The sequence below is a fragment of the Desulfofundulus sp. genome (assembly GCF_049701015.1).
GTDB lineage: Bacteria > Bacillota > Desulfotomaculia > Desulfotomaculales > Desulfovirgulaceae > Desulfofundulus.
In genome coordinates, this window is record NZ_JBNATZ010000024.1 from 12,930 (window position 1) to 16,855 (window position 3,926).

The 3,926-nt window shown below is 50.9% G+C and carries 5 protein-coding genes; all 5 read left to right on the top strand.

The genetic code is table 11. The annotated features are described in order from the left end of the window. The coding region (locus ACPLUI_RS02855; RefSeq protein WP_424658764.1) for a winged helix-turn-helix domain-containing protein at nucleotides 1-352 on the top strand (352 nt) is incomplete at its 5' end. Nucleotides 353-355: 3 nt separating this feature from the next. Beyond that, a complete protein-coding gene (gene pnpS, locus ACPLUI_RS02860; RefSeq protein WP_424658765.1) occupies nucleotides 356-1,747 on the top strand; it encodes a two-component system histidine kinase PnpS in 1,392 nt (463 codons plus the stop codon). A gap of 66 nt (nucleotides 1,748-1,813) precedes the next feature. Next, a complete protein-coding gene (gene pstB, locus ACPLUI_RS02865; protein ID WP_424658766.1) occupies nucleotides 1,814-2,575 on the top strand; it encodes a phosphate ABC transporter ATP-binding protein PstB in 762 nt (253 codons plus the stop codon). Nucleotides 2,576-2,646: 71 nt separating this feature from the next. Continuing rightward, nucleotides 2,647-3,306 carry a phosphate signaling complex protein PhoU gene (gene phoU, locus ACPLUI_RS02870; protein WP_424658767.1) on the top strand — a complete coding sequence of 220 codons (660 nt, stop codon included), beginning with the start codon at nucleotides 2,647-2,649 and terminating at the stop codon, nucleotides 3,304-3,306. 92 nt (nucleotides 3,307-3,398) lie between these two features. Next, nucleotides 3,399-3,926 (top strand): HlyD family efflux transporter periplasmic adaptor subunit (locus ACPLUI_RS02875; protein WP_424658768.1); only part of this gene is annotated, 528 nt, incomplete at its 3' end.

A 3,926-nucleotide genomic window follows, 5' to 3' on the forward strand; every position in this document is an offset into this window, starting at 1 on the left:
ACGGGCGTCTGCGGAAGACAAAGGCCGGGGTACCCGCTCTTCGGGAGGAAGGCTGGTTCGCGGGCGGCTGGTGATTGACCAGGAACGTTTCCTGGTTACCGTGGACGGCATCAAGCAGGAGCTAACTCCAAAAGAATTTGAATTGTTGCGTTTTCTGGCCAGTGAGCCGGGAAAAGTTTTTTCTCGCGAATACCTGCTGGAACAAATCTGGGGTTACGATTATGCCGGTGATTCCCGGACGGTTGATGTGCATATCCGTCATATCCGTCAAAAGCTCGAACAGGTGCCTAATGCGCCGGAGTATATTGAAACGGTTCGCGGGGTGGGTTATCGTTTCCGGGAGGTGCCTTAAAGGGTGAAGAACAATTTCCTGCGGGGTATTTCCTGGCGGCCGGTGGTCAGTTATTTTTTTTTGATGATCATCTTTTTTGCCCTCTTGCAGCTTTATGCTGCCAGAAGACTCAGCCTGGCCGGTGCTTTATTTATTGTCCTGCCACTTTCGGTAATGCTGGCCTGGCTTTTATACCAGAGGGTGGTCGGGCCGTTGAATGCGATCATTGCTGCGGCCAGGGACATGGCGCAGGGTAACCTGGACCGGGAACTGAGAATTTATACCCAGGATGAAATAGGGGAACTGGCCCGCAGCATTAATGATATGGCTCGCCAGTTACGGAGTACGATTGCCCTGATCACGGAAGAAAGGAACCGGGTCCGTGCCATTCTGGACAGTATGGCCGATGGGGTAATTGCCCTGGACCGGGAAGGGCGGGTACTTCTTATTAACCCGGTGGTAGAGGAAATTTTTGACCTGCGACAGGAAACCTGTCTGGGCAAAAAGATCCTGGAAGTTATACGCAACTATGACGTAGAGCACCTTTTACAAGAGGCATTGAAAAAACAAAAACCCATCACTGAGGAAGTGAAAATTTTCGGGGTGGGTTCTGACTCGCGCATTTTCCGGCTGCATGCCACTCCTTTAAAAGGTACCGGTCGGGAAATTGGAGGTGTGGTAGTCCTCCTTCGAGATATCACCGAGCGCAGAAAACTGGAACAGATGCGCACAGAGTTTGTGGCCAATGTATCTCATGAACTGCGTACCCCCCTTACTTCCATTAAGGGTTTTCTGGAAACTCTTCTGGATGGGGCCCTGAATGATCCAGAAACCGCCTGTCGTTTTTTGGAAATAATGGGTCAGGAAACCGAACGGTTGATCCGTCTGGTCGATGATCTGCTGGACCTTTCAAAAATTGAGGAACGGCGGGTGGTTCACCGCTGGCAGCGTGTGGATATGGTAGATGTTATCAGCCGTGTGGCTTCCCTTTTTCGATCCCAGGCTAAGGAGAAGGAGCTCACCCTTTCCCTGGAAGTGCCCCGGGATTTGCCCGGCGTATACGGGGATCCCGATATGCTGGCCCAGGTGTTGATTAATTTGCTTGACAACGCCATTAAATATACGCCGCGCAGGGGAAGCGTAACCATTCGGGCCATGGTGCTGGAAGGTGAATTGAGGGTGGAGGTTGAGGACACAGGTATTGGTATTCCTGCTGAAAGCCTGCCCCGTATTTTTGAACGTTTCTACCGCGTGGATAAGGCCCGTTCCCGGGAATTGGGGGGTTTTGGCATCGGGCTGGCCATTGTAAAACATATAATTCGCGCCCATGGCGGTAAGATTGCGGTGGAAAGCACCCCTGGCAGGGGAAGTTCGTTTTACTTCACTCTACCCCTGGCTGAACCGGCATACCGTTAAAAACTGCTTGAAACATTCTGTTGGATGGACGACTGACCAAACAAGACGACTCAGGGGGCGTACCCGATGGAGAAAGAGGTAAAGATTTCCATACGAGACTTAAGCCTTTATTATAGAAACTTTCAAGCTCTCAAAAACATCAATCTGGATATAAAGGCAAACCAGATCACTGCTCTCATTGGGCCTTCCGGTTGTGGTAAGTCAACCTTTTTGCGTACTTTAAACCGGATGAACGATCTTATCGAGGGAGTGCGGATAGCTGGAACGGTTTTACTGGATGGCCAGGATATCTACGCTCCTGATGTGGATGTGGTTGACTTGCGCAAAAGGGTGGGGATGGTCTTCCAGCGTCCGAATCCTTTTCCCATGTCGGTTTATGATAACGTAGCTTACGGTCCGAGGGTTCACGGTATCAAGAATAAGCGGCTGCTGGATGAAATTGTGGAAAGGAGCTTGCGGGACGCGGCCCTGTGGGATGAGGTGCGGGATCGCTTATTTAAGTCTGCCCTGGGCCTTTCAGGGGGACAGCAGCAACGTCTGTGCATTGCCCGTCTCCTGGCTGTAGAACCCGAAGTGTTGCTGATGGACGAACCCAGTTCCGCCCTGGATCCAATTTCCACCCTCAAAATAGAAGAACTGATTCAGCAGCTTAAAAAAGATTACACCATTGTGATTGTAACTCATAATATGCAGCAGGCTGCCCGGATTTCAGACATTACCGCTTATTTCTTAAACGGCGAACTGGTAGAATGGGGGGCGACGGATGAAATCTTTACGCGTCCCAGGGATAAAAGGACTGAAGATTATATTACCGGCCGGTTCGGTTAGTATTTTGCACTTGTCAGTTCCCCGCGGCTGCTGGGGTAAAGGACGAAAAACTTCCGGGAGGAGGGATGACGGTGAGTCCCCGTTCTTCCTTTGATAAAGCCCTGGTAGACCTCCAGCAGGATATCCTGCGGATGGCCAGCCTGGTTGAGCAGGCCATTTATGATGCGGTACAATCTCTTGTCAAGCTCGACGTGGCAAGTGCGGCCCAGGTAATTATGGGTGATGAAATGATAGACGAACTCTACCTGGAAATCGAGGAAAAATGCGTGAAATTAATTGCCACCCAGCAACCCATGGCCAGGGATTTGCGGGTGGCCATCACTGGTATCAAAATCCTTCTGAGTTTGGAGCGGATGGCCGATCATGCGGTGGATATCGCCCGGGCTACCATGTGTTTAAGCGGGCAGCCCTTAACGGTAAAATGCCTGGAATATATTCCCCAGATGGGACGTCTGGCCCAGCAGATGGTCAAAGATGGACTCGATGCCTATGTTAACGGTGATGTTCAAAAGGCCAGGGAGATGTGTGCCCTCGATGATGAAGTGGACTATATTTTTGCCACAATGTTTCGGGAATTGATCAACGGCATGGTGGATGATCCCAAAACTGTAATGCAATCTGCCTATCTTCTGAACGTCAGTCGTTATCTGGAACGGATTGCCGATCATGCTACAAACATCGGGGAAGCGGTTATCTATCTGGTCACCGGTGAACGCCGGGAACTCAACTAATTTTTAAAGTCAGGCACCGTTCGTTTTGCGCAGGATTTATACCGTATACCGTCGAATAAAACAAGTTACTTCCTACTTTGGCAGGTGAGGGGTTGATTTCCCTGCTCCGGGCCAGAAAAATATTTTCCGTCCTGATTCTTTCGCTGGTGGTTCTTTTTTCTCTCTGGTGGTTGGGAACCAGCGCGTGGTATCTGGTCGAAACACACCTGGTCAGGGTGGAATGGCTGGAGGAGGGTAAGGTTTCTCGTACCGTGACCACCTCTGGCTGGTTGATTAAAGAGGAGCAACTGCTTATCTCCCCGGGGAAGGGTAAATTGAAACTGCTGGTAGCTGACGGGGAGCGTGTACGGGCCGGGGAAGCAGTGGCGGAAATACTTCCGGAAGAAAGTGATACCGGAGGTAGAAGTATCGTTATATATGCGCCCCGGGGAGGGGTGTTCTGCAATCATATCGATGGGTTGGAAGAAGTGTTGCAGCCTGGAAATGCATTAGAAATGGGGGCTGTGGAAAAACTGGGAGCAAAGTCCATTTCCCCCGGTACGGGTAGCAGGGTTGAAAAAGGCGATCCCGTAGGAAAACTGGTGGATAACCTCTCGGGGATATGGTACTGGTGCCGTATC